The sequence below is a fragment of the Nocardia mikamii NBRC 108933 genome, assembly GCF_001613505.1.
GTDB lineage: Bacteria > Actinomycetota > Actinomycetes > Mycobacteriales > Mycobacteriaceae > Nocardia > Nocardia mikamii.
In genome coordinates, this window is record NZ_BDCM01000028.1 from 1 (window position 1) to 19,113 (window position 19,113).

Sequence of the window (19,113 nt, forward strand, 5' to 3'; positions counted from 1 at the left end):
GATCGGCCTGATCGTGTACTTCCTCGGGGCCGTGGCCACAGTGCTGCGAGCCCGCGCTTACACACACATCGCCTACCCACTGCTGTATCTGGTGCCGGTCGTTGCCGCCCTCGCACTGGGGTACGCCGCCGCCTGAGCGCCCACCAGTCCCGTCCGCCGCATACCCCCCATGTGCGGCGGCACGGTGACTGCGCTCACCGAATCTCCCGACCGGGCTCGCCGAAATGCCCCACCCAACGACCTCGAGCCGTCTGCGAAGCAGTGAGAAACGTGGTTCATGGTCAACCGTCAAAGCGGAAACGGAGTGCCAGCGCGCTTCTGGCCTCCGATAAGTGGGCGGAATCGGAGGTCATTCCGAAACAGCGCACCTGCCGACCTGCGGCAACAGCGTGCCAGTCGCGCACGAAGCGGCCCCGTTATCTGGGGCAAGCCCAAATGTGTTGTTTTCTCGCCGGTTACTACCAGAACCCGACAAGGACTGACGAGTTGGATCAGGCGTAAGAATCCCAGGCGCACAGGCCAGATCGAAACCCGCATCGACTTGCGGCCGCGGCCGCGAGAGATGAGACACGCTTAAGCGACGCTGTTACCTGCTAGAAGGGGGATCGACCGCGTCGAGGTCTTCGGCTCGCGCGCTCTGCAGCGCTTCGAGTTTCGCATCAAGCTCGACGATGGCCGATGTGGTTCCCAGGTCCTCTCGCAGCGCCTGGCGGAGTAGCTGCACCGCAGCGATCGCAGAATCATCCAGTCACCCGATGCAGCCTGGAAATGGCTTCCCGATTCGCGGCCCCGAGGACGGCGTTGTGCAGAACCCGATAGGCATTCCCCAGTCCAGTGTCCACCTCAGAGGCAATCGTCAACAGTCGGTCGGTGACGATCATTTGGGCCCGGGCATACATCTCCTGGTACTGGCTGCGGACCGCCTCAAGCCTTTCGACATCGACATCTGCACCACGCTCAAGCGCTCGCACACCGTCATGCAATGCGGTGCGGTAGTTCCGCGCGGACTCGTTGAAATGCGAATAGACAGAACGCTTTTCTTCACTTTGCTGCTGCTTGGCGCTCTCAACTCGCTGTTCGGAGAGATGAGAGCGCTGGATCTCAGCCTCAACGCGTTTGCTGCGGATCCCAGCCCATTGCGCGGCCACGGCAGCCCCGAACGTGCCGACCACGCCGATGCCTGCGACGGCCAAACCAACCAGGTCTCCCCCCATAGCACCCCATTATCGACTACACGAAGCTCCCTGTCCTCGATTGCGAATGCACTAGGTCACCATAGGATTCCGCCAGAGCCTCCGCCCGGCCTCACCCTGTCTCGAAACCTTGGATTCGAGACAGCATGTGTGCGCAGTTGTCGGCGCTTCAAAGTCGCTTGTGGGCTGGTCTCGGAATTTGGTTTCGTTTCGGGTGTGGCCCGGTCTGGGATGCCCTGGGGCACTGACGCAGTCGGCCCTACTTGAGTGGGGCGCGCGTGACCTAGGCGCATCATTGACACCGACAACAGCGCAACCGTTGGAAGGGCGGGCTCGGATGGCAACGGGGGGAAGACCACACGCGAGGCGGCAGCGGCTGGTCGCAGGCCGAGGGCGGACACTGCATCGGCCATCACCTCCGGTTCCTTCCGCTCCTGCTGAACCGGCGGCGCCACCAGAACCTGTGGTGACACAGCAGAATTCGCCCTCCGCCGCAGAGTCGAACACGTCCGGTTCGGCGGCGACGTCGGCGTGGACGAGGGTGACCGCCCTGGCAAGCGGGGGTGGCACACTGCTGGCGGCCTTGGCGGCCACTGGGGCTCTGTGGTTCACCGGGCAATCGCTGCACGCCACCAACACCCAGCTCGACACGTCCCAGCAGACTGCGGCCACAGATCGTTTCCGTCTGGCCGCCGAACAACTCTCCTCGGACAAGATCAATGTCCGTGTCGCCGGTATCTACCTGTTCGAACGCCTGGCCAAAGACTCACCGGCAGATCATGCGACCGTGTACTCAGTCCTGACGGCATTCGTACGCACCCAAGCCCCTGTCAACAACTGCCCCACACCTCCAGAGTCGGCGGTGGCGCCTGTCGACATCCAGGTCGCGATGACGGTGATCGGCCGACGAGACTCCTCCCGGGAACAATTGGTAGATAAACCCGATCTCAGCGGAACTTGTCTCGTCGGCGTTAACCTGAGAGATGCGCACCTGGACGAGGTGAATCTGCGGGGCGCGAACCTGGAACACGCGAACTTGACCGGCGCGAGCCTGGGCATCACGCACCTGGACCGTGCAAACCTGGCATGGGCGAACCTGGAATGGGCGGATCTGTCCCTCACCGGCTTGACCGGCGCGAACCTGGAACACGCGGACCTGTTCACCGCGCACCTGGAAGACGCGCAGCTGGACGACGCGAACCTGAGGGACGCGGACCTGACCAATGCGCGCCTGACCGACGTGGATCTGCAGAGCGCGAACCTGGAACACGCGAAGCTGACCGGCATACGGTACGGCGAATGGATGAAATGGCCGGAGGGTTTCACGCCCCCTCCGTCACGTTAATACGTGTACGGGGTGTCGTAATTCGATCGGTTTCCCGACACTGTCCGCAGGGCGTTATGGCGCCCAGGTCGGCCGGTCACTTCGTTGTCGGTGAATCGTGTCGAGAACCGTCGCGGATTGTGATGGCGGATTCCTGCAGGCAGTGCTGCGCTACGGCTTCGTGTCGGGTTTCTTGTCGTCGGCCGATGACCTCGTGGGCGAGGTCGGGAAGGGGTTGTACTTCTTGGGCTCGGTCAGGACGATGAACAGGATCAATCCGGGAGTGAGTCCGATCGTCCACCACCAGAAGTGCGGGTCGTGCAGGGCTGTTTCGACTCCGCCCGTGCGGGCGTACAGCGCGAGCACGACCGGGGTGGCGACAGCTTCGACGAACGCGGCGGTCCTGACCAGCTCCCAGAATTGTTCTCGCCGGGCGAGGAGGTCCTTGCGCCTGTCGATAGCTGTCCGGAGGTCGTGCACGGCTCGTTCCAGATCCGATCTGTTGGAGGCGTTTTCGGGTAGCGCGTTCAGCTTCTCGATCAGCCCGGCCAGGGTGGTCAGCTGATCACCGAGCGACTTCTCGGTGTTCGCTCGGGAGGCGCTCGCCGCGATGAGCGCACCGATAATCGTGGCTACCGGTGCGGCCAGTCCCACAGCGATCGTCAATGCCGCACTGCTGCCGCCACTTTCAGCGGCAAGGATGTCCCACCCGTGCATCCGCCCATCATCGCAGGATCTTTGGACACCGCTTGGCTTGTCGACAGTTTGCGGTGCCCGGTCGAATTCGCCGGTCCGTGAATGGTTGCCGGGCTCTCAGCTCGTGGCCGGCGCGGACCGCAGGTAGGCGTAGACGGTTTCGCGGCTGATCCCGAAGTCCTTTGCCAGCACCGATTTCGATTCGCCGGCCGCCGCGCGCTCACGGAGCTGGGTGGCTTGTTCGGTGGTGAGGGCGGGTTTGCGGCCGGTGTATACGCCGCGGGACTTGGCCGCGGCGATGCCCTCGCGCTGACGCTCGAGGATCAGGGCGCGTTCGAATTCGGCGAAAGCGCCCATCACCGACAGCAGCAGGGTAGCCATGGGCGAGTCCTCGCCGGTGAAAGTGAGGCTCTCTTTGACGAATTCGACCCGCACTCCCTTGGCGGGGAGGGTTCGCACGATCTGACGGAGGTCGTCGAGGTTCGGGCCAGGCGGTCCATCGAGTGCACGATCACCGTGTCGCCGTCGCGCACGAACGCGAGCGTCTCGGCGAGCTTCGGCCGCGCCGAGTCCTTCCTGGAGGCTTGTCGGTGAAGGTGCGTTCGACGTCGACGCCGTCAAGTTATCGAATTCGTTGTCCTCGCGCAGCGCGTCGACGATCGAGCGCAGTTCGCGCAGCGATTCGACTCCGGGCTCGAGGCCGAGGAAGTCCTCCCTCGGTCACAGGCCGACCCCACTGCCGATCCCCCACGATCGGGGATAACCCGTTCGCGCAGTCTCAGTTCGGCAGGTCGGGGCGGCGGCGATGTGGGTCTGTGATGGGAGCGGGGTAGGTCACGATGCGCTGGGCGATCCGCGAGGCCATGAGGGTGGAGACACCGCTGGGCAGCGAGGGATCGTAGCCGGTGAGCTCCGCGATGCGGGAGAGCCGGTAGGTGACCGTGTTGCGATGGATGAACAGTGCCTGGGCGGCGGCGCTGTGGTTGAACTCGCTGTCGATGAACGTATCGAGCGTCTCGAGCAGCGCGGGATGATCGGCGAGCGGATCGAGCAGCGCGGCCAGGGCCGCGAGCGTGGCGCCGCCTGCAGCCACGGAGTATTCGAACATCATGTGCCTTCGGGTGCAGATGGTTTCGGGCCGGGCCAGAGCGCGGGCGGTCTCGGCGACGGTTTGCGCCTCGGTGTAAGCCCGGGGGATATCGGCGCGGGTGAGTGCGGTCGCGACGCCGATCCAGCATCCGGGCTGAACGGCTCTGCTGGGCAACCCGATTCGGCGAGCCAGCGCCGCTGCCGGGTCGCCTTCGTCGACCGGGCGCCGAGGGACGAGCGCGATCCAGCCACCGTTGTCTCGGTAGAGGAAGGTACCCGGAAGCAGTCCGAGCCGATTACGGATAGTTGTGAGGGTGCCAGGCGCCGGTTCTCCGACCCGTACCGCGGCAACCAGGAACGCTTCCGCGATGGGGATTTCGGGCGCGCCGGTCCATTTGACCTCGCGTCCGGCGAGCAGGTCGGCGGCGATCTCGCCTTGTCGTTCCAGGATGTCCCAGCGTGGTTGCCGACTGTCCTCGACCAGTGCGGCGGCAATGTGCGCAACTACCAGGTTGAGGTAGTTGGTCAAGCGCAGCCCGAGTTCCGGGAGCAGCGTGTACTCATCGATTTCGAGGGCGGATATGGACTGGCGCCATAGGAACGCGGTGCCGACCCGGTAGTTGGTCAGGATCTCTTCGAGGGGCATGCCGTCGCGGATCAGTCGCAGTGCCCGCTCCACGAGCGGGCGTGTGTCTTGCCGGGACAGCTCGTCGTCCATGGTGAGCGACCGGAAGAACAGTGCGACGTTGAGCTGGACACTCGGCACGAAGTCTGCGTCCAGCATGGAGCGTGGCAGCAGATCATCGGTCTCTAGTGTGGCGGCCAGGCCGGCCGTCCGGGCGTGTGCCCGCTCGATCACCTGCTGCCACCGCTCGTCGCGCGCGGGTGCGCGTCCGTCGCCGGGCACTCGACAATTGGAGGTGGCGGGAATCCCGGCCTCGGGCCGTATGGCGAGCACTCCCCCGCGAAGGCGGCCGAAACGCCGCCACCGGCTACCTCGCTTTCTCCTGGTTCGCGCGGGCGCCCTTGCTGGCGAGGGCGGACACCGGGAGATCGAGGATGGTGCGGAAGCCGGGTTCGGCCGCGGCGACCGCGGACACCGCGTTGCAGGCCATGGCCACTGTCGACAGGAAACTCTCGTAGCCGCCCGGTGCGCTCACCTCGATCGTCTGCTCGCGGCCGACGATGGTGAGGGAGTCACCGCGGGCCACAGGGTCGTCGGCCTCGAAAATGCCGAAGTGCGTGGCGAATTCGATGACCGGCTCGCCGGCCCGGATACCCCGCGCCCGATGGACGACGCCGGCGACCGTGCCGGCCGGGACGGCGACGTGCTCGCCCGCCCTGTCGGCGGCGGCGACGAGGTGACGCTCCACGGGGTCCACCTCGATGCTGTCGAGGGTCCACTCGAGGCCACGTGCCAGCGCGGCGATGCTCTGGTCGAATCCGACATGCCCCATCACCCGGCCCGACCGCTGCCGCGCGTCGAACTCGTCCGGGGTGAGCCCGAGGCCGAACTTCTGCAGAATGGCGCCGTAGCGACTCATATCCGCCGTCCGGCGCACCGCCACGCGCTGGACCTCGGTGGTCAGCCCGCTGAGCACCAGCGGCAGCGTGTCCATGAGCATGCCGGGGTTACAGCCGGTGCCCAGCACGGAGACGCCGTGCTCCCGCGCGACCCGGTCGAGCCGAGCCACGATCTCGGGGTGGCTCAGGCTCGGCTCGCGCAGCTCCTCGCAGATGGACACCACATTCATCCCCCGCTCGAGGAGCACCGTGATCGTGGGCTCGATTCCATCCAGCCACGACGACGTGGCGACGACGGCCACATCGGCACGCGGCAGCTCCTCGGCCGACGAGACGACCGCCACCGCGGGTGCGTGCGCGACCAGCGACGCCAGATCGACGCCCGAGAGCGCTGGCCGGATGTCCAGCGCCCCCACCAGCGCGCAATCCGCACGGGGGACGAGGGATTCGACGATGGCGAGACCCGTGGCGCCGAGACCGACGACCACCACCTCCAGCTCCGGCGGATCAGCGCGCATCATGCGTTGTCGAACTGCTCGAACGGGTTGGCGATCTGGGCGTTGTCTTCGTCGAGCAGGAAGATCGGATCGGCCATGGTTCCCCGATGCGCGACGAAACCGGTGCCGGGAGGGCAGGTCGACCAGCCCAGGAGCTGCTGGATGTCTTTGTCGAAGGTCTTCACGACTTCCGTCGGGTAGGTCAGGTAGGCGTTCTCCTCCTGGCGGAGGTAACCGAGGTCGAGCCCGATGGTCAGCCCGATCCGGTTGCTGTCCGAGGCGTTGGGACCGCCGCCGTGGAAGGTCCCGCCGACCCAGATCAGAGCGGAGCCGGCGGTCATGACGGTCGGCACGGCCTCGTCTGCGCGAGGACCGCGGTCATCTCCCCAGAGATGGCTGCCGGGAACCACCATGGTGCCGCCGTTCTCGGCGGTGAATTCCGTGACCGCGACCATGATCTGGACCCGCGCTTGGCGGTAGCCCTCGGGGTGGCGCCACTGCCAGACCGCGTCATCGCGGTGGAGAGGCTGCGCGCCCTCGCCCGGGTGGATGTCGATGATCGAGCTGACGCCGACGGCGTAGTTGGGCGCCAGCTCGACGTTGTCCTCTCCGATCCAGATCGGCTGAGGTTGCTCGAGGAAGTGCGAGGCGATTCCGGCGTAGTGACGGTGCCGCACCGCCGTGGCGGCATGGCGTGTGTGCTGGAAGATGCCGTAGAGCCGCTTCGTGCGGTGTCCTGAGAAATCGTCTTCGCCCCAGGGGACAGCGGCCAAGACTTCGTCGATTTCGGAGCGCAGCTCGCCTAAGGTCTCGCGGTCGAAGAAGTCCCGGATGATGACGCCGCCGTCGCGTTCGACAACAGCGACCGCCTCCTCGACCGGCACAGTGGGATCGAGAGTGGTCAGAGTGCGCATCGCGCTGCCTTTCTGAAATGGGTTGGTTCGGTGGTCGCCACCGGTGATGCGGCTGATCGAGCGCCTCGGCGTCGACGCAGGCCAGGCTACACGATCAGTTGACTTGTTCTAGCGACTTTATCAGGTGATCCACTTCGTGGAGGCGCTTTCTCCACCACGGGGTCGGCGACATCGTCAATGGGATGGTGTTCCGACGAGGAACCACGGCGTCGCCGGCGTCCGATCCGGATGCGGGTCAGCCCGAGGTGGACGCACCTGCCCCTGATCCGGACGATAACGATCCGCCCCATGCGGATCTCGCTGCCTGACAACCACCGGCCTACGGAGTATTCGCCCGTAGACCAGTGGCAAGCCCTCCCCGCCGAGGGGAGGGCGCGGCAGCCCTTCGAGACCGCATCCTTCGCGTTCCTACAGGCCGAGGTCGTAACCGGGGTCGGCGCCGGGGAATTCGGTGCCGGGCAGATCGAGGTCGGCCGGATCCGGGGCGGCAGTGAGTTCGCCGGTCCAGTCGAGCAGGCCAGCGGCGGCGAGGAATTCGTCGGCGTCACTGCCGCTCGAATGCTCAGGTGCGGATTCGGGCTGATCAGCGATGCCGATGTCGTGGTGGGCGTCGAGTTGTTCGGTGAGCCGCCACCGCAGCGCGGCCGCGGGCTGCTCGTCCGGCAGCGGCCGGGCCATCGCGGTGTGTAGGGCCTGGTCGATGTCGAGGCCACCGCGGTGTGCGGTGTCGAGGCGTTCGGCGAGCACGGGCCAGTACGGGTCGCGGGGGAGGCGGTCGTCGAGTTCGCCGGCCAAGGCCGCCCAGCGGCGGGCGGGACCTTCGAGGTCACCGACAGCCGAGGCGACCGCGCGCGAAAGATGCTGCTGGGTGCGGTGTTCGGCGGCGGGGAAGCGGTCGGGGCCGGTAGGCCGGCGGTCGTGGTCGGGCACTTGCTGGGCGGCTCGCCACACCGCGAGGTCGGCGACCAGGTCGCGGTCGGCGGCCAGCAGCGGTTGCGCCCACTGCGGCGCCGAATCGGCATCCCATGCCGCGGCGGTGGCGCGGATGTCGGTGGCGGCCTGGTGGATCACGTCGTAGACCTCACACAGGTACGCGGCTTCCGGCGTATCGGTGAGGGCGTCGGGTACGGCGGGAACCCACGCGAGCGACCCGCCGGTGGGATCGGGTCGGTGGCTGGTGGGATCGAGTCGCCAGTCCAGGACGGCGGCGATGTCGTCGGCGGTGCCGAGTTCGCGGGCGGCGGCTGCGGCGGCGAGTTCGTCGATGGGGTCGCGTCCGGCGACGGCGATGAGGGCCAGGTGCTGGCGCAGCACCGGCCACGCGTCGGCGTCGGTCACTCCGGGCGCGATTCGTTCGGCGGCGGCGGTGATTTCGGCGATCCGGTCGGGCCCGAGGTGGAATTCGGTGACGGCGCCGAGGGCGTCGAGGTAGGAATCGACCACACCGGCGAGCTGTCGGCGTGGATCGGCAGCTTCGCGGGCGGCGGTCGCCGCGCTGGTTCGGGTGCCGTCGCGGCCGAGGATGTCGGTCAGCAGATCCACCGCGGTCGGTGGGTGGATCGCGTTGTAGGTGTAGGCGGAGTGCTCGTCTCCGCCGCCGGCGGTGCCGAGGTAGGCGTAGGCGCCGGCGCGGGCGCGGGTCATCGCGACATACAGCTGGGCGCGGTGTTCGCGGCCGGTGAGCACGGTGTGGCTGGTGTCGACGGTGAGGCCTTGGCTGGAGTCGATGGTTCCCGCGTAGCCGAGGGTGGTGTGGGCGGTGACGTAGTCGGCGGGCAGGGTGACCCGGCGTCCGGATCCGATGTGGGCGGCGGTGATCCGGCCATCCGGATGAACGGTCCGCACCTGCCACCGGTAGCCGTTGCGCACGTGATCGGTCGACGAGATCCGCAGCTTGTAGTGGTTGCGGCGGGTCGTGATGAGGTCCCCGGCCGATGCTGAGAGCCCGTCAGCGAGTTCGACTTCCGGGCCGTCGAGGCCTCCGGCGGCGGTAAGGCGGTCGGTGCGGGCGCGGGCGTTGAGGGCGCGGACCATGTCGCGGGTCGGGGCCAGCAGCACCGTATCCAGACCGGCGGCGGTATCGGCGGCCCACGCCTGGTAGGCGCGTTCGGTGACGTCGCCGAGAACGCCGACCTGCACGCGGGAATGGTCGATGTAGTAGCCGATCGCAGCCGGGTCCCCTTCCCGAAGAGCCAGGGAGGCAGCGGATTCGGCGGGGTCGGCGAATCGCATCACCTGGGTGAGCTCGGTCGCGCCGGCGGTGTCGATGATGTCGCGGATGACTCCACCGGCGGCGACGGAGGACAGCTGGTGGTCGTCGCCGATGGCGCGGATCGTCGCACCGTGCTCGGCGAGCCAGACGATGGCTTTGTCGAGGGTGAGGGTACCGGTTTTGGCGATCTCGTCGATCACGATCAGCGTGATCGGGCCGATCGCGGCGGCCCATCCTCGGCCTTCGCGTCCGTGCCAGCGGGCGCGAAGGTCAACCCTCGCTTCGGATTCTTACGTCTCGAATTATACGGCGGAACTACTGAGTTACTGAACTTCGGGAATACGCTGAATTGCACCAGCCGCGAATACAACAGGAATTTGCACGCCGAATTGGTACCAGGATTCGGCGCGCTACACCGCTCCTACCAGTCGCTCGGAGGAGCCCTCTCGTCTTGTCTGCCTGTGAGCAGGCCAGTTCGATGTGCCGGTGCCACCCGACCGATGCGATCGCGTCCGGACTCGGTCAGCCCTCGGCGCCGTAGATCGAGCGTTGATGGTCGCGGTGCTGCCGGTATGTGATGAGCTGCCAGAATCCTGGCGAGTAGACGCGCGTGCCGTAGGCCTTGCTCTGGACCTTCAAGACCCCGGAGTTGTAGATGGTGAAACTGTCGTCGTCGCCGATCTCGAGCCCTGCGGGACTCGCATCTTCGGCTGTGTGCACGATGAAGGCCATGCCGCCGATTATGAAGTCGCCCACCGACACTCGCCTTAGTTGGCTGATACTGGCGCAGTGAACAGCACCGAACCTCACAGTCGGGATCACTCCCCGGCCGCGTGCCGGTACCGAGTCGTGGTGGAGGTGCCGACGCCGGACGACTACCTCTACGACGAGGCCACATCCCTGTTCGTGCTTCGAGTGACCAGCCCGTACCTGCCGCGCGTGGGTGAGGAGCTCCACTTCGACGTTCTCGACGGACTGGACCTGGCTCTCACCGTCACCGGTGTGACCCACAATTTCCGCCACGAGCGCGATTCACCGCCCGGGAGGGGAACCGACGTCGTCACCGAACCCCAGCAACACGACGTCTCTGTGGCTCAACGGCTTCTGGTCGATCCCGAGCTGCTCCTCCGATGGGCTGACCAACTGCCGGATGTAGAGGTCGAGCCCATCCCCCTCCTCGTCAAGGTCGCCACCATGTACCGGGAGCGCCCCCGAGGTAGGGCTCACAGCCGCCCCGGACCAGAAACCTGCCGATTAACAGTCGGTGTGGCTCTCCGGATTCGTGACCGCCAGCACCGAGGCTGCCGCGCGAGGAAACTGCAGCTAGCGGCTGAGCAGTGCCGTCAAACATGTTCCACGGACAGCCGTGAACTATACTTCGAGCAGTGTTTCATTTTTTTGGGTGACACATCTGGTGTGGCTCTCAGACAGACAGAAACACGAAGAGCCACCGCCCTCCTGACAAGGGCGATGGCTCCGGCTCGGTGGTGGTTACCGCCATCCGTGCATGACGATTACGAATCTGATCACAGCGGTCGCAAGCTTGATCATCGAGGCCGCCGCGGACATTGCGTCCGTGGCGGCTTTCGTAGTTTCGTCGTAGCGACGAAACCGCTTTCGCCTCTTACCCATACTCACCTCCTCCTGCTCGGAAGCCGGGGGAGGTCCGGCCGCTCTGACGGGCCGGTCCCGGCTTCTCGGTTCCGGACCCCCACGTTCAGGAGAGGTGGTACTCGGTGTAGCTGAGGCGGTTTCTCCGCTGCGGCAATCTTAGCGTCAGATTCTGAAACCCTGTGTCAGAGAACCCCGTCCACGAGATTTCGAGAGTGCTTCTCAGTGATCGTGAAGGTATCTCCGGTTCCTCCCGGGCGCCTCTCGTGACCTTTCAGAACTTCCATGTGATACGTGCCACACTGCACTGGATGGGGGAAATGATCGCTGCCGATCTGTTCGGAAAACGGCCGTTTAACGAACACCTGCCGATTCGACGGCCGTGCGAACGGACCCGCAGGCGCGGGTGTTCGGAAACTCGTTCGTATTCCGGTAGTCTCGCACCAGATTGTCGAACACGTTTCCCGAACGGGTGGAGGGGTTTTCATGGCGTTGGTCGGTCTGGTCCGGGTCAGCACGAGCCGACAGGAGACCGCGCGCCAGCACGACGATCTCGATCCGATCTGCGTGAAAGTCTTCGAAGAGAAGGTCAGCGGCAAACTCAAAGTCGCCGACCGGCCCGGCCTGCAGGCCGCGCTCGACTACCTTCGCCCCGGAGATCTGCTCACCGTGCAGGAAGCCGACCGGCTCGGCCGCAACCTGCTCGAAGGCCTGATCGTGCTCAACGACCTCTTCCAGCAAGGGATCTCGGTCAAAGTGTTGCACGGGATCGCCTCCGGCGAGCACACCGAACGCAGCCTCATCCTGGACCTGGCGCTCGCGCTGGCCGAGGACCGGCGCCGCGACATCGCCCGCACGACCCGCGACGGCCTCGACGCCGCGGCCCGGCGTGGACGCAAGGGCGGCCGGCCGCGGGTCGTCGACGCCGACAAGCGCCGCGCGATCCTCGCCCGTCACGCCGAGGGGCAGTCACTACGCGAGATCTCCCGTGGGGTCGGGGTGAGCCTGGCGGTCGTGCACGGCGAAGTGAAAGCCGCTCTCGACGCGGCGGCCACGACTGCCTGAGCGGCAATGCCCCCGCATCAGAATTCGAGCGGCAGCGAGGACGGAGCACATGGACCTGAACACCATCGACTGGTCGATGTTCACAGTCGACGTCGATCTGAGTGCCTCGATCGTCGGCAATGCCGATACGGATCCAGGGATCCACACCTGGTGGGGCTCAGCGCGCTATCTCGTCGGCGCCGAGGCCTACGACGACGAGGACCGCTCCGACACCGACAGTTCGCCCCGATGGAACGCCGCGATCGACAAGGGATTCGCCCTGTCCATCGACGGAGACCACGACGAGGACTACGCCCAGTGGACCGTTCTGAGCATGAACGGCGTCATCGTCGACAAGTACCTCATGACGCACTCGATCCCGAACGAGCTGGACGGGATGTCGGCCGACTACGGCTCGATGGCGACCATATTCCGCGGCAACGACTTTCACCCTGACCTGCTCGAAATGATTGAGGGCTTCGGCGGCCGCACCATTCTGATCGACCGCGCGGCAATCGCGCCCGCATGGCGCGGTCAGGGCGGTATCGGCCGTCTGCTGATCAGCAGGATCCTGCGACTGATCACCGCGGATGTTGCGGTCGTCGCCACGATCCCCTTCCCCATCAATCTGTACCGGGAGTGTCCCGAACCAACCCGACATCCACGCTTCGACGAGGAACGCCGCCGCGTGCGCCGAACCTGGGAATCACTCGGCTTCAGCCAGTACCAGGACGGCGAGGTCTGGGTGATGGATGCCGTAACCCTCGACCACGACGAGGCTGTCCGCGAGATCGAAGCCAACTTGCCCGGACTGCAGCAGAGCGTCTCCAACGACCAGTAGGTTCCGACCCCGCGTCCGCCGGCTGGCTGATCATGTGCCCGTGACGGCTGTTCTCGGACTCTGGACACCGTCGTTTCACAGGACCGTACGAGAAAGGGCTGACAGAACTTCGCGGACACCAACACTTTTCGACACAATCTTCCGACACTTGCCCGCGGGACCCAACCTCGGCGATTCGATCCCCGAGCTGCGGTGACGGAAATCGATCGATTTACGACACCCGCTTCACCGCGAATTGGCCTCCGGCGTCCCACGACCGGCGGCCAATCCTGAGGTTCGACATTGGCGGGTTTCAGAGTGATGTCCGCAGACCAGTCGAAGACCGGTTCCGGTGGTCCCCATCGTTTGGGGTCGGCGAACGAGATGCGCTGTACGCCAAAGTCCGCATTTCCAAACGTGCAGGTATCGGAGACGGCGGCACCGTCGAACGAGGTGTCGCCGGAGAAGGTGGCGCCGACGAATCGGGTGGTGCCGGAGAGGGTGGCGGCGTCGAACCGTGTAGTGCTGGAGAAGGTCGTACGGACGAACGAGGTGGTGCCGGAGAGGGTGGCGCCCTCGAACGAGGTGGTGCCGGAGAAGGTGGCATGGTCGAACGAGGTGTCGCCGGAGAGGGTCGCGCCTATGAAGTAGGTGTCGGAGAAGGTGGCGCCGTCGAACTGGGTGGTGCCGGTGAGGGTGGCGCGGAAGAACTCGGCGCCGGAGAGGGTGGCTGTCGAATCGAGTGGTGCCGGAGAAGGTGACGTCGTAGAACCGGGTGGTGCCGGAGAGGGTGGCGTCGTAGAACCGGGTGGTGCCGGAGAAGGTCGCGCCGTCGAACGAGGTGTCGCCGGAGAAGGTGGCGCCGACGAATCGGGTGTCGCCGGAGAAGGTGGCGCCGCCGAATCGGGTGGTGTCGGAGAGGGTGGCGCGATCGAACGAGGTCGTGCCGGAGAGGGTGGCGCCGGTGAACGAGGTGTCGCCGGAGAGGGTGGCGCTGTCGAATCGGGTGTCGCCGGAGAAGGTGGCGCCGTCGAAGTTGGCGTCTTCGAGGTAGGCAGTGCGGAAGTCGAAATCGTATGCCGACCAGCTGTATTCGGCTTCCGAGCATAAATGGGCGGCGATGACACGAACGATAGTGGCGCGTACTTCGCGGTCGTAGTTGCGGTACTCGTGATGTTCCTCTGTCTTTCCTGGGTCGTCGAGGTCCTCGACCTGGGGATTAGGCACGGTGACTACACGTTTGGTCCGGCCACTACCGCCGTGCGCAGCGTCGTAGGGCAAGCGGAGATACCCGCACAGCACGTCGATGCACTGCTGGCGGCGCAGACCGTCGGATTCGTCGGCGACGCCGGCCATCGCGTACACCCCGGCGATCCGCACCGCGACATCGGTCGCGCCGAGCTGCGCGGCCGCGGCGCCGAACCGTTCCACGAACCGGCCCTGCTCGACATCCCGCTGACGGCGGTAGGCGATCACCAGCGCCACCACCCCACCGACGCCGCCGACCACAGTCAACGCCAGCTTCGTGACATCCACCGAGGTACCGCCGCGCTGGGGATGGAACGCGGCGAACAGGATCCACTCTGCAACCGCAGCGATTACCACTCCGGTGAGCACCGCTAGAGAGACCGCGGTCGACAACCGCATCCGACCCGACCACCGCGCCGCCGTCCTCGACATCCTGCTGATCTGTGCGCCCGTCCGGCGCATCCTCCCCATCACTGCTCGATTCTCACCGAAAGACATCCCGCGCACCGAAATTCGGCTGTCAGCCGCCGATTTCGCCCACTTATCGGAGGCCAGCAGTGCGCCGGGCATGCCGTTCGACCGGGCGCGATATCGAGATCAGAATCCGAGATTCCGGGACCTGCTAGTTCAGCGACCCTCGACCGCTGGCCGCGTCTGTCTCGAATCCGAGGTTTCAAGACAGACACCTTCGAACACAGTCGTCAGTCGGGTGCGAAGCCTGCTACTTCGAAGTTGATGACGGCGGGTGCGAGCAGGCCTCCGGTGATGGTGGCGGTGATGAGGTATCCGACGGTGATGCGGCGGGTTCGGGAGATCACGGCAGGGACGGCGGCGGGTGACAGCAGTACGGCCAGTGCGATGGCCCAGCTGATCCAGTACGAGGATGCGATCTGTTTCGGGGTGGCGCGCAGGTGGCTGGGTGTCGGGTCGATCGCGGGAACATGTAACGCGTCCTGGAGTTTCCAGGTGGCGGGGATGAACACGATCAGCGCGGTCAGCAGGGCGGCGGCGACACCCCAGCCCGCGCTCCAGCGCGCTGGAACGTGGGCTGGGGGTGTGCTCGTGGTGGTTACCTGCCTGCTGTTCGGCGTGGGTCAGCGGGGACCGGACCAGGATTTCACGGTGGCGCAACAAGTCCCAACCTGCGTCGATCCAGGTAGGCGTGCCGGAACCGACGTTCGATCGACGTCGACGCAGCGTGGGTGATCTACTCGATTCATGATGGCACGGGACACTCCGGTGACGCTGACCGAGGCATTGTTGGCGGGCCCACGCGGTCGTCGTCTGCTCCTCGAGTACGCGCGCGTCGCCGACGAGCGTGCGCGCGTGGAACACACGCAGGACTGCTTCTGCTCCGGAGTGTTCTACGCCGCCCATCAAGTCGATGCTGGAAGCGGGACCGCGCGCGTCATCTACGGATTCGGCGCCGACCAGCCCCTCCCGAGCGTCTCGCCCGAACAAGTCGCGCGACGGCTGGCGGACGTGCCGCTGCCTGATGTGACACAAAAGGACCTGCATACCGTCCTCGCGGCGACCACTGATGCCGCCCGGTACTGGCAGGAGCCCGAAGGCGAAGATGTTCTCGCCATGACGGACCCGATGCTTCGAGAACTGCGACGCGTCGCCGAACACATCAGTGCGTCGGAGCACGCTCGGTGGTGGACCACCGGCGTTGTTCGCGACGAGCAGTGGTCACTGCGATGGAGCAACCGACACGACAGCGTTGCTCCGGTGGGGAAAGTGCTCACCACATGGCTACGCCGGGTTGTCGCGGAGGAGAAACGCGCGGCGCGGGAAAGCCCCACCGATCCGACTGCCGCCTACTCCGGCGTGTGGTGGTCGGCGCCGCTCGGCGTTGCGTTCTCCACGCGGGCACTCGATGACGGTTCGCCGGCGTCCCTGTGGTTCGTCGAAGACTCCGCGGGTGAGGATCGGGCCTGGGCTCGGCGACAGATCGTCCCGGAAGACATCGATACGTTCGAAATCGACGGCGCCGCCGCCTGGGCGGATCTGTGTCGGCGGTTCCCGCTCGAGGTCACGGCGCAGAAACGCCACGACTGGTACCGCACCACGGGCCGCGACGGACGGTGGGTTCTGCCCGACTGGCATGCCGTGGCCGGGGAGTACGGGGGAGTGCACCTCACCGTCGCCGGCTATCTCGCGGTTGCGGGCATCGCTATCGAGGTCGACGGTGACACGGCGTCGGTGATCGCGGGATGGGCACCCGACGAAGCGTTCTGGCTCACCGGTGACGTCCGCGCCGACGGTGACATCGTCGAATGGGCGCGCGACGACATCGACGAGACGTGGTCCAGCATCCGAAGCGGGGATGAGGGCCGCAGGGCGAATTCCGGCCACAGCTGATGTGCTGCAAGGTATTCGGTGAGGGCAAGACGCCTGATCGGTAGGCTCGTCGCGGCCGGGGCACCGATCGACCGATGCTGCCGGGTGCTGGAGGTAGCCCGGCAGAATCACTACAAGGCCAAACGGCGCCCGACCACACCGACACAGTTGCGGCGCCACCGGTTGACCGGGCTGATCCGTGAGATCCAATTGCTTCCCGAGGTACCCACGGCTACCGCAGGATTCCGCCGAACTGACCATGGCGATGGACATCAAGGTCTGCTCCCGCACGGTATCGGTTCTCATGAGCTTGGCCGGCATCCGCCGGATCGCCTGCCTCGCCACGGACCGAGAACTTCGCAGTGTCGCAACCGCAGCGGTCCACACGATGGCGAAGCTCGTCCGACGGCGACCCGATCTGCTCTGACTGCGGAGCAACACTCGGGAGGGACCGATATCACAGCAGGGGAAGGGAATCGCCCATGGCTTGACCGGCCTTGCGGAGGTCGTCTGATGGTCAGCGATTCCACGACGTCCTGTCGACGTTCTGTAGGCCTGTATGAATCGGCGTCCGCGAGTGGAACAATCAGTTCCTGCCGTATCGAAAATACTTCTGAACTGCGGGTTTTCTGTTCATTGAACCGGGGCAGAACGGAGTGGGCGACGGACTGCCCCGGTCTACTTGCGTATCGAGAGCATCTGGAAGGCGGATCACCCCTCGAATGACGGGACGCAGTGCCCTTCTGCTCGTCGGGGCGGCGCTGGTCGAGTTCATTTGATGTAGCTCGCGTCGCCATCACCTACGCGGGTGTGGGGTTCAGTGGTGGCGGCGGGTGCGGGCGAGGCGGTGGGCGCGGTCGTGGAGTTGGTGTCCGGTCCGGCTGGCGATCCAGTGCGCGGTGAACGGGACGGGTCGTTGGATGGCGGCTCTGAGGCGGTCGCGGGCGGGTGGTGAGGTCGGAAATGCGCCGACGACGCCCGTGGTGAGCGCGCTGGTCACAGCGTCGACGGCTGCTGTGCAATCGGACAGGATGCGCAGAGGCCGGGTGCGGAGTTCGGGTGCCAATGCGGCTTCGCAGATCGCGATGACTTCGCCTTCTGTGGCCGAGTTTGCCGCTGTGCAGTGTCCGCTTCCTGTTCGTCCATCAGCGGCGGTCCAGCCGTAACCGCCGGTGGCGGCGTAACCTGACGCGTCCACGGCGACCTCGAGGAGTTCATGGCTTGTGTCGTCGAGAAGGTTGTCACTCGTGGTCGGGTCGGCCGCTATGCAGTGTTGTGCGGCCCAAGGGATTTCGGCGAGCAGCTCCTCTGCGAGTTCGGCCGCGGTACTGAAGTCGAAGGCGTCGTCTTCCCACCGGGCTCGATGGGCAATCACGACGCTGCGAATGCTCTGCCACAGAATCGGATTCGCCTCGGCGAGCGCCGCTCTCGCATGAGCGTGGCACTGCTCGACGAGGCCGGCCTCGGCGGCTTTCACGCTGGCAGTCACGGCGTCGCGGAGTTCGTTGTACAGACGTTGAGCGACGCTGCGGTGAACTCGCAGTGACGCGAATTCCTCATACAATTCCCGCAATCGGCTCAACTGGCCTGGGCTCGGACTCGGGCGCGCTCGTCGGGCGCGGTCGCGGATGTGCTGCATGTCTGTTCGTACACGGACCTCGACCTGGCTGAGTGCGCGCCACCAACGCTCGATTACGGCGTGCTCGTCGAGGCCCGCGATGTATTCCACAGTGAGGGAGCGCCGTACTGCCCGGGCGAATGCGTCGTCGGAAAGTGCGAGCAGCCGCTGCGCATGCGGAGAGATCGTAGTTGTCATCCATCCGTGCTCGACTGCCCATGCCCACCAATTGTGCGTGGGCAAACGTCCGCGCTCGGGCATCACGCCGGCGGATTCCATCGCGAGGTCGAAATGGCGCGAATAGTCCTCGGGCACTATCAGTTTCAGTAGCCATGCCGACATGAGGTCGATGTCTCGGGGCGGTTGGGTGGCTCGGTGTCGATTGCCTCGCTCCGCGCGCAGTTCCTTGATGACTGCCTCGCGTAATGCCTGCGCTCGCTGATACGCGCGGACCACGGTCTCGCGTTCGCGAACCCTGTGGGAGAGAGCGAGGATTTGCAGCTCGCCCTCGAGTATCGTCTGCGCGTAGTGCAGGCCGTCGGCGCGCGAAGTGCGAAGGGACGGGCTGTGCAGCGTGGTGATGGTCTTCGGTGATGCGGTGCCCTCGATCTCCGACCAGCAAGCGGCGGCCAAGACGTCGAAGTCGGACGACAAAGAGTCCAGCAGCGACGTCGAGATCTCGGCACCTGTCATGGGGCGAACATAATCGGAGGCACCGACACATTCGGCCCATCGCCGGTGCCTTCGCGGGACCTGCCTTCACGACTGTCGCGCCCCTACGCGTCCACGCTCGACATGAGCGAGGACGAATGGCAGACGATGCTCGACATCAACCTGACCGGCGTGTGGAAGACACTCAAGGCGTCGATGCCGCCGTCGTCGCCGGCGGCCGTGGCGGATCCGTGGTGCTGATCAGCTCGCTCGCGGTGCTCATCCCGACCGCGAACATCGGGCATTACTCGGCTGCCAAGGGGTGCGCT

13 protein-coding genes and 5 pseudogenes are annotated in these 19,113 nt (G+C 65.8%); 5 read left to right on the top strand and 13 right to left on the bottom strand.

The features are described from left to right. Window positions 1–740 precede the first annotated feature (740 nt). Window positions 741–1,214 carry a hypothetical protein gene (locus NMI01S_RS32670; protein ID WP_063002608.1) on the bottom strand — a complete coding sequence of 158 codons (474 nt, stop codon included), beginning with the start codon at window positions 1,212–1,214 and terminating at the stop codon, window positions 741–743. A gap of 445 nt (window positions 1,215–1,659) precedes the next feature. On the opposite strand from NMI01S_RS32670, the gene NMI01S_RS32675 reads away from it, so the two are divergent. Beyond that, complete coding sequence (locus NMI01S_RS32675) at window positions 1,660–2,538, top strand: pentapeptide repeat-containing protein (protein WP_167669980.1); 879 nt, start codon at window positions 1,660–1,662, stop codon at window positions 2,536–2,538. 150 nt (window positions 2,539–2,688) lie between these two features. On the opposite strand, the gene NMI01S_RS32680 is transcribed toward NMI01S_RS32675, so the two are convergent. The 8 genes and pseudogenes from NMI01S_RS32680 to NMI01S_RS35225 form a co-directional block, all read right to left on the bottom strand. After that, complete coding sequence (locus NMI01S_RS32680; protein WP_157126490.1) at window positions 2,689–3,234, bottom strand: hypothetical protein; 546 nt, start codon at window positions 3,232–3,234, stop codon at window positions 2,689–2,691. Between the two features lie 96 nt (window positions 3,235–3,330). Further along, window positions 3,331–3,835, bottom strand: a pseudogene (locus tag NMI01S_RS32685) (recombinase family protein); the annotation flags it as partial. Window positions 3,836–3,991: 156 nt separating this feature from the next. Continuing rightward, a complete protein-coding gene (locus tag NMI01S_RS32690; RefSeq protein WP_157126491.1) occupies window positions 3,992–5,209 on the bottom strand; it encodes a PucR family transcriptional regulator in 1,218 nt (405 codons plus the stop codon). An 85-nt stretch (window positions 5,210–5,294) separates the two neighbouring features. Further along, a complete protein-coding gene (locus tag NMI01S_RS32695) occupies window positions 5,295–6,347 on the bottom strand; it encodes an NAD(P)H-dependent amine dehydrogenase family protein (RefSeq protein ID WP_157126492.1) in 1,053 nt (350 codons plus the stop codon). Further along, the gene (locus tag NMI01S_RS32700; RefSeq protein WP_063002613.1) at window positions 6,344–7,237 is read right to left on the bottom strand and encodes a phytanoyl-CoA dioxygenase family protein; all 894 of its coding nucleotides are present in this window, start codon (window positions 7,235–7,237) and stop codon (window positions 6,344–6,346) included. The genes NMI01S_RS32695 and NMI01S_RS32700 overlap by 4 nt, the downstream gene beginning before the upstream one ends. 408 nt (window positions 7,238–7,645) lie before the next feature. Beyond that, window positions 7,646–9,271 (bottom strand): hypothetical protein, encoded by a 1,626-nt coding sequence (locus NMI01S_RS36140; RefSeq protein ID WP_501193601.1) that lies wholly within the window; start codon window positions 9,269–9,271, stop codon window positions 7,646–7,648. 105 nt (window positions 9,272–9,376) lie between these two features. Next, a pseudogene (locus NMI01S_RS36650) lies at window positions 9,377–9,694 on the bottom strand (AAA family ATPase); the annotation flags it as partial. Window positions 9,695–9,971: 277 nt separating this feature from the next. Further along, window positions 9,972–10,205 (bottom strand): hypothetical protein, encoded by a 234-nt coding sequence (locus NMI01S_RS35225; RefSeq protein WP_157126493.1) that lies wholly within the window; start codon window positions 10,203–10,205, stop codon window positions 9,972–9,974. 1,341 nt (window positions 10,206–11,546) lie between these two features. On the opposite strand from NMI01S_RS35225, the gene NMI01S_RS32720 reads away from it, so the two are divergent. Beyond that, window positions 11,547–12,125 carry a recombinase family protein gene (locus tag NMI01S_RS32720; protein WP_063002617.1) on the top strand — a complete coding sequence of 193 codons (579 nt, stop codon included), beginning with the start codon at window positions 11,547–11,549 and terminating at the stop codon, window positions 12,123–12,125. Between the two features lie 49 nt (window positions 12,126–12,174). Further along, window positions 12,175–12,945, top strand: coding sequence for an N-acetyltransferase (locus tag NMI01S_RS35680; protein ID WP_063002618.1), 771 nt, complete (start codon window positions 12,175–12,177; stop codon window positions 12,943–12,945). Between the two features lie 476 nt (window positions 12,946–13,421). Here NMI01S_RS35680 and NMI01S_RS36470 read toward each other — a convergent pair. The 3 genes and pseudogenes from NMI01S_RS36470 to NMI01S_RS32745 all read right to left on the bottom strand — a co-directional run. Further along, window positions 13,422–13,574: pseudogene (locus tag NMI01S_RS36470) on the bottom strand (pentapeptide repeat-containing protein); the annotation flags it as partial. Window positions 13,575–13,668: 94 nt separating this feature from the next. Continuing rightward, window positions 13,669–14,742, bottom strand: a pseudogene (locus NMI01S_RS36475) (pentapeptide repeat-containing protein); the annotation flags it as partial. A 131-nt stretch (window positions 14,743–14,873) separates the two neighbouring features. Continuing rightward, window positions 14,874–15,155 carry a hypothetical protein gene (locus tag NMI01S_RS32745; RefSeq protein ID WP_063002622.1) on the bottom strand — a complete coding sequence of 94 codons (282 nt, stop codon included), beginning with the start codon at window positions 15,153–15,155 and terminating at the stop codon, window positions 14,874–14,876. 235 nt (window positions 15,156–15,390) lie between these two features. Here NMI01S_RS32745 and NMI01S_RS32750 point away from each other — a divergent pair, with 235 nt between their 5' ends. Beyond that, complete coding sequence (locus tag NMI01S_RS32750; RefSeq protein ID WP_063002623.1) at window positions 15,391–16,536, top strand: hypothetical protein; 1,146 nt, start codon at window positions 15,391–15,393, stop codon at window positions 16,534–16,536. Between the two features lie 796 nt (window positions 16,537–17,332). Here the strand turns inward: NMI01S_RS32750 and NMI01S_RS32755 are convergent. Further along, window positions 17,333–18,826, bottom strand: a complete 1,494-nt coding sequence (locus tag NMI01S_RS32755) for a ribonuclease H family protein (protein ID WP_063002624.1) — start codon at window positions 18,824–18,826, stop codon at window positions 17,333–17,335. Window positions 18,827–18,922: 96 nt separating this feature from the next. On the opposite strand from NMI01S_RS32755, the pseudogene NMI01S_RS36150 reads away from it, so the two are divergent. Beyond that, a pseudogene (locus NMI01S_RS36150) lies at window positions 18,923–19,104 on the top strand (SDR family NAD(P)-dependent oxidoreductase); the annotation flags it as partial. Window positions 19,105–19,113: the final 9 nt, after the last annotated feature.